At 45.5% G+C, this 6558-nt stretch carries 6 protein-coding genes and 1 pseudogene; 4 read left to right on the top strand and 3 right to left on the bottom strand.

From position 1 onward, the window contains the following. A pseudogene (locus QZ918_RS14955) lies at nt 1-146 on the top strand (RNA-guided endonuclease TnpB family protein); the annotation flags it as partial. Nucleotides 147-380: 234 nt separating this feature from the next. On the opposite strand, the gene QZ918_RS14950 reads toward QZ918_RS14955, so the two are convergent. Further along, the gene (locus QZ918_RS14950) at nt 381-911 is read right to left on the bottom strand and encodes a response regulator (RefSeq protein WP_293336302.1); all 531 of its coding nucleotides are present in this window, start codon (nt 909-911) and stop codon (nt 381-383) included. Between the two features lie 259 nt (nt 912-1170). Between QZ918_RS14950 and QZ918_RS14945 the strand changes: the two genes are divergently transcribed. Next, nucleotides 1171-1497, top strand: a complete 327-nt coding sequence (locus QZ918_RS14945) for an antibiotic biosynthesis monooxygenase (protein ID WP_293336300.1) — start codon at nt 1171-1173, stop codon at nt 1495-1497. Here QZ918_RS14945 and cas6 read toward each other — a convergent pair whose 3' ends face one another. After that, nucleotides 1498-2379: a CRISPR-associated endoribonuclease Cas6 gene (cas6, locus tag QZ918_RS14940; protein WP_293336298.1), complete on the bottom strand. Its 882-nt coding sequence runs from the start codon at nt 2377-2379 to the stop codon at nt 1498-1500. A gap of 525 nt (nt 2380-2904) precedes the next feature. Between cas6 and QZ918_RS14935 the strand changes: the two genes are divergently transcribed. Together QZ918_RS14935 and QZ918_RS14930 are read left to right on the top strand one after the other, a co-directional pair. Next, nucleotides 2905-4083: an MFS transporter gene (locus QZ918_RS14935; RefSeq protein WP_293336296.1), complete on the top strand. Its 1179-nt coding sequence runs from the start codon at nt 2905-2907 to the stop codon at nt 4081-4083. Nucleotides 4084-4456: 373 nt separating this feature from the next. Continuing rightward, entirely contained in the window at nt 4457-5224 is a 768-nt protein-coding gene (locus tag QZ918_RS14930; RefSeq protein WP_293336294.1) for an SDR family NAD(P)-dependent oxidoreductase, read from the top strand. A 242-nt stretch (nt 5225-5466) separates the two neighbouring features. Here the strand turns inward: QZ918_RS14930 and QZ918_RS14925 are convergent, their stop codons facing one another. Beyond that, nucleotides 5467-6549 carry a class I fructose-bisphosphate aldolase gene (locus tag QZ918_RS14925; protein ID WP_293336292.1) on the bottom strand — a complete coding sequence of 361 codons (1083 nt, stop codon included), beginning with the start codon at nt 6547-6549 and terminating at the stop codon, nt 5467-5469. Nucleotides 6550-6558 lie beyond the last annotated feature (9 nt).

The raw sequence follows: 6558 nt of genomic DNA, 5'->3' as shown, positions 1-6558 counted from the left end.
AGTGTGGATATGAAGCAGATAGAGATGTAGCAGCAGCGCAGGTAGTAGTCCAGCGTGGGCTTGCAGCGGTAGGGCATACCGTCAAGATGCTTTCAGAGGGTAAAGCTACTAGGCTCCCTGTGATGAAGGAATCCCCGTCTCTTTAGGGCGGAGAGTGTCAACAAATTCAATATACCCAGTCTAAGTCACCTCCGGCTGGAACCAATTTGACATTCCTTCAATTTATGTATCAGTAATGTTACTGCGGGCGTTATTGCGAGCAACGCAATGCAATCTCAAACCTAGATTTTTGAACCCGGGCGCGCAACCTGAGATTTGATGGCGCAGAATAGTTGTCTACTTTTTGATGTTTAGGGCTGATATAGCAGCATATCTGATGGTTAGGATATTCTTAATTCTACTTTCGACGAGCTTGTATTATTTCTTGCTTCTTCTTTTTTCCTTTTTTTGAGCCTGAGCGAAGCAGAAGTGCCTTGTTGCTTGCTTCGGCTGCCCTCAGGACAAGTCTTTTGAGCCTGAGTGCAGCCCGAGAGCCTTCTTCCTTCTTCGATAAATATCGGTTTTTCTAGTTGAGTGGCGATCGCCCCGAGGATTTCTGTCATGCTGCAAGGTTTCTTGAGATAGCCGTCTGCTTTGAGTTCGATCGCTTTTTCCATTTCGGAAGCTGTCAGAAAAATAAACGGAATGCTGGCGGTTGCAGGGTGCGATCGCAAAATCGCAAAAACTTCAAAGCCGTTGAGTTCCGGCATCATGACATCAGACAAGATTAAATCGGGAATTTGGGCGATCGCTAACTCGACACCAAGTTTTCCGTTTTCAGCGCCGACAGCTTCAAAATCGCCCAAGTTCAGAATTTCTAAAACGGTTTCTCGGATTAAGTTATTGTCTTCAATTACTAATATTTTTGGCATTTTTTTTAGCGATTATTTACTTTATTGGTATTTGTCTGTTAGAATTTTTGCAGATAAGTTCTACAAATTTCAATTGGGTTATTGCAAAAAACCGTTTTTTACGTGTTTTTAGGTGTAAAGTGCGATCGCAGCTAGCTGCAATATCTCATAAATCGGTGGCTGTGCTGAGCGCGAAGCTACTAAACGGGCGAATTTTACAATTTTCGGGCGATCGCCTAAAATATAACTTGGTGTATCACAATTTTTTGAGGAAAAGCATATGTCAGAATTTTTAGACTTTCTCAGACATCAGTTTGCCTACGTTGCCATTGGCGAATTTAAACCAGGAAAATTCAAAGAAGCAGAAGAACTTTTTGGCAAAGCCGTTGCGACTTATGCCACAGGTTTTAAGGGAGCATACCTACTGCAATTGCCCAATACAGACAAAGGTATTGCCATCATTTTTTGGGAAAGCGTAGAAGAGATGGCCGCCAATCAAAGCGAAGCTTATCAGCAAATATTGAAGCAGATGACGCCTTTGTTTGCGAAAAGTCCTGACACTGATGTTTATGAAATCGTCAGTGAAATTAAGCCGAAAAGTGAATGATTAAAAATTTGGCAATCGGCGCGTCATTCCCATTCCCATCGGCGTCTTGCGCCCGACTCCGCTGTAAAGTGCAAAATCTGCTAAAGCGTTAATTTGTTTGACCGCAAGCGGACTGACATCTCCCATAATTCGGTAACTAACCTCGCCGACGCAGCCAATAAATTTACTCCGAGAATCCGTACAAACTTCGGTGCGGATATCGAAGAAACTGGGAAAAATAGCTTCTGTGAAAGTAGGTTCGATCGCAATTTCGCTGTACTTGTTCCAACGATTTGCCAAACTGCCAAAAATACTCTCTCTAGTCGGCATCGCACTATCGTACACGCCTTGCCGAAAATTAGTAGGAGTGCAGAAGGTAAACGCAATTTGGCGCTCAGTTTCCGAAGCGCGATCGAACAATTCGGCGTAATTGCAAAAATTCACCCACGGTTGGTGCGATCGCGCTTCGCTGACAATGCTAGTCACGTACAAATCTGTCGGGCCCAGATGCCACGGGCGCTCGAAGTTGAGTTGCTGCCACAGTTGAGTTAGGCGATCGAACAAACCGTCATCCAGCAGAGAAATGCGCCACCAAATCGGCGTATTTTCCCCAATTGCTTGCTTGTGTTCCCACTGTAGGGCGTGGGAACTTGTGCGCCCCGCCGGAGGCAAAACCCTCTTTTGTGGCTGCGAGTTGCTGTTTTTGTAAGTCTCTTTTCTGCTTGCTTGGAAAGGGCTTAATGTGAAAGCTTTTTCGTTGGATTGGTCGTGCAGGTACGCGCTCAAATCGCTATCTACAGCACTCACCAGGTTGAGAAATAAGGCGTGGATATGCCGTCCCGTTAAAAATTGGGATGGGATTGGTGCAACTGGCAGTAGGTTTAAAATAAGGCTGTGAGGCATCTTTTAATTATATATCTTTTTTCAAAAAGATGAGTTAGAAGTTTAGATTTTAGATTTGGATCTATTCACGATGGTTTCTGGTAAGGGCAAGTTAGACAATATTGCGAACATTCAATATCCGCAGATCGCACTAACTTTTGTAGCAGAATACATTGGGAAATTAGGATTATAATCGACTTCAAACCCTAGTCAATCATTTTGAATAGACAGGAATTGCATTATCTCCAAAATACCCTGAAATTATCTGTGTTCATCTGTGTTTACCTGCCTGATATTTGGGGTCGATCTAAGCAGATGGGTACAAAAAAAACTTTGGTATGTAAGAATTTGATAGACCGATCGCAAATGATATATCATGTCCGATCGATTGACCCCAATAAGTAAGGTTTGTAGTGCGGACTTCAGTCCGCTTTATGCTGCGGACTGAAGTCCGCACTACAAACGGTTTTTGTGATGGTAATCAACCGGACATGATATGACAAGCAAATCCACACAAATGAAGGCAGATAATTGCCTAAACAGTCTATGAAACCACGCAGCCCTGATACATTTCTCGTTAAAGCAACCCTGCTGCTAGCCAGCACCCTAACCGTGATGGCAGGAGCAACCATCGCCCCTTCCCTCCCAGCAATGCGGCAGCACTTTGCGGCTGTTTCTAATGCCGATTATTGGGTGAGATTGGTGTTGACGGCCCCAGCTTTGTTTATCGCGATCGGTGCGCCCGTTGCCGGAATTGCGATCGATCGCTTTGGGCGCAAAGGCTTGCTCGGTTTATCTGTGTTTCTCTATGGCTTCGCAGGCAGCTCTGGGTTTCTGTTGGATCAAATTGGGCTAATTTTGCTCGGACGGATGCTCCTGGGCTTCAGCGTGGCAGGTATCATGACGACTGCAACCACGCTGATTGCTGATTATTACATCGGTGCGGCTCGATCGCAATTCCTGGGATTGCAAGCAGCTTTCATGGGGTTCGGCGGCATGATTTTTCTCACCCTCGGCGGCTATTTGGCCGATCGCAATTGGCGGCAACCGTTTCTAATTTACCTGATGGCGTGGTTGATTCTACCATTGATTTTGCTGGTACTTCCTGAACCAGATCGCGATAAAGATGCTGTTCAACAAGCTGGTGCGATCGCATCTGAGGCAGTCCCGTGGACGCTGCTACTGACAACCTACGGTATTGCACTGCTTACTCAAATCGTGTTTTACATGATTCCGGTGCAGATTCCGTTTTATCTTCAGCAGTTAATGGGTGCTAATGCTTCGCAAAGTGGATTGGCGATCGCCCTTGCTACCCTCGCTACTTCCATCAGCGCCCTTAGCTATCAACGCCTGAAAGCTCGTTTCACCTTTACGAACATTTATGCGATCGCCTTTGGGTTGATGGGGATTGGTTATCTGGTGATTAGTTTTGCTCGCACCTATGAGATAGTTTTGATTGGTTTGGCGATCGCTGGTTTAGGTGTCGGGTTACTGATGCCAAATATGAACGTATGTTTGACCTCATCAACTCCCGCATCTCTGCGAGGGCGAATTTTGGGCGGACTTACCACCAGCTTTTTCCTAGGTCAATTTACTTCACCCTTCGTCAGTCAACCTTTGAGTCAATGGGTGGGTTTAGGTACAACTTATGGTCTGGCTGGTGGATTGATGCTCGCAACCGCAGCCATCACTTGTGGAGTCATATTTCGTTCTCATCTCACATAACAATTAAAAATGTAAGTTATTTAATTTGCGATCCTTAGTTAAAACAAAAATCTGAACGTTAAATTCTCGTTTTCAGATATGTCCCTAGTTCTCCCTTTCTATCATGGACGATCGCGCGAATGCCATACTTCGACAAAAATTGATTGAGTTACAACAAGTAATTGTGGCTTGGTTCAACCCACACATGGTACAAGCAGGTTCCTGATACACTATACTATTTGCGTAGCATATTCGCCAGAATCCCCACATGATACCTGTAGCCTGGTTGGTGTCGGGATGGATCGGCGAATTGGTTAGTTTCGCTATATCATACTTGTAGCCAAGTTGGTGTATCCGATGTCACTGTTGTAACTCATTTCTTGAAGAGGTTTTTATGAATAGAGTAGAAGGGAAAGTTGCGGTTGTCACAGGTGGCGCTTCGGGAATTGGTCGGGCGACTTGTCTGTTGCTGGCGAAAGAAGGAGCCTGTGTTGCGGTAACGGATATAGCTGAGAAGGAAGGCAGAGGTTTGGTAGAAGAGATTACCGAAAAAGGCGGAAAAGCAGAATACTGGCATCTAAATGTTACACAAGAAGCGAGCGTTAAACAGGTGGTGTCTGAAGTTCGAGAGAAGTGGGGAAAAATTGACATTTTAGTGAACAATGCAGGGATTGTTGGTATCAATAAACCCACCCACGAAATCGCCGAAGATGAATGGAATGAGTTGATGGCAATAAATGTAAATGGTGTTTTCCTCTGTACTAAACACGTTTTGATTTCGATGCTAGAAACGGGAGGTGGCAGCATTATTAATTTGTCTTCTGTTTACGGATTGGTTGGCGGCCCGGATATGCCTCCTTATCATGCCTCAAAGGGAGCAGTGCGGTTGATGAGCAAAACAGATGCGCTATTGTATGCCAAAAATAAGATTCGGGTTAATTCAGTTCATCCGGCATTTATCTGGACACCGCTGGTAGAGAAGTTGTTGGCCGAACAAGGTGATGTGGCTGAAGGACGGAAAATCCTTGATAGCTTACATCCGGTGGGACACATGGGTGAACCTGATGATGTTGCTTACGGTATTCTTTATCTGGCATCGGATGAATCGAAGTTTGTTACTGGTTCTGAATTGGTAATTGATGGGGGTTATACCGCTCATTGACAGTTGATAGTTGACAGTTGACAGTTGACAGTTGATAGTTGCACAGTATGGAAATCAAACCGTTCGATCGAGTTTTTTGCTCGGGATTAGAACTGATATCATGTCCGGTAGATTAGCATAACCAAAACGGTTCGTAGTGCGTCCTGGTGTCCGCTCTTAATTCTGCGGACACCAGGACGCACTACGAACCTTATAGCATTGGGTTCGCAGCACGCACCCTAATTTTAGTGTGCTGTGAAGTTTTAGGCGATCGTGATTTCGGGCGACAAATAAACGTCTTGAATGGCGTTAAACAATTTTACACCTTCTTCAAAGGGACGCTGAAAAGTTTTGCGGCCGGAAATTAAGCCACAGCCGCCTGCGCGCTTGTTGATTACCGCCGTGCGAATTGCTTCGGCAAAATCGGTTTTTCCCGAAGCACCGCCGGAGTTGATTAAACCCATCCTTCCTGCATAACAGTTGAGCACTTGATAGCGGGTTAGATCGATCGGGTGATCGGTTGTCAAATCGGAATACACCCGGCTGTCGGTTTTGCCGTAAGTCTTGCCGCTGGCTTTAGCAACTGCTGCGTAGCCGTTGTTAAATTCGGGCAATTTTTGCTTGATGATGTCGGCTTGAATTGTCACTCCTAGGTGATTTGCTTGACCTGTTAAATCAGCGGCAAGGTGATAATCTTTGTCTTGTTTGAAGATATCGTTGCGGAGGTAGCACCACAAAATTGTTGCCATGCCGTACTCGTGGGCGTGAGCAAAAGCTTGGCTGACTTCTTGGATTTGCCTCGTCGATTCTGGGGAACCAAAGTAAATTGTAGCTCCGACTGCAACGGCTCCCAAATTCCAAGCTTGCTCGACGGAAGCAAACATTATTTGGTCAGATTGATTGGGATAAGTTAGCAGTTCGTTGTGATTTAGTTTGAGAATGAAAGGGATTTTGTGCGCGTATTTCCGAGATACGCTTCCTAACACTCCGAGAGTTGTCGCGACAGCGTTGCAGCCCGCAGATATTGCTAGTCTGATGATGTTTTCGCTGTCAAAATAGATGGGATTTGGTGCAAAAGAAGCGGCGGCTGAGTGTTCGATTCCTTGGTCTACTGGCAGGATGGATAAATAGCCGGTATTTGCCAAGCGTCCGCTAGAATAAAGTTGCTGGAGCGATCGCAAAACTTGAGGAGAGCGATCGGTTTGAGCGAAAATGCGATCGACCCAATCCGGGCCTGGTAGGTGCAACAAATCTTTGGAAATTTTTGCTTGATGGGTGAGCAAGTCTTCGGCTTCGTCACCAAGCCAAGATGCGATCGCACTGGGAACTGATAGTGTAGCTGTCATCTGTCTTCC

Source organism: Microcoleus sp. CAWBG58, from assembly GCF_020883045.1.
In the GTDB taxonomy this organism is placed as follows: Bacteria; Cyanobacteriota; Cyanobacteriia; order Cyanobacteriales; family Microcoleaceae; genus Microcoleus.
This window is presented reverse-complemented; position numbering and strand designations above follow the sequence as displayed.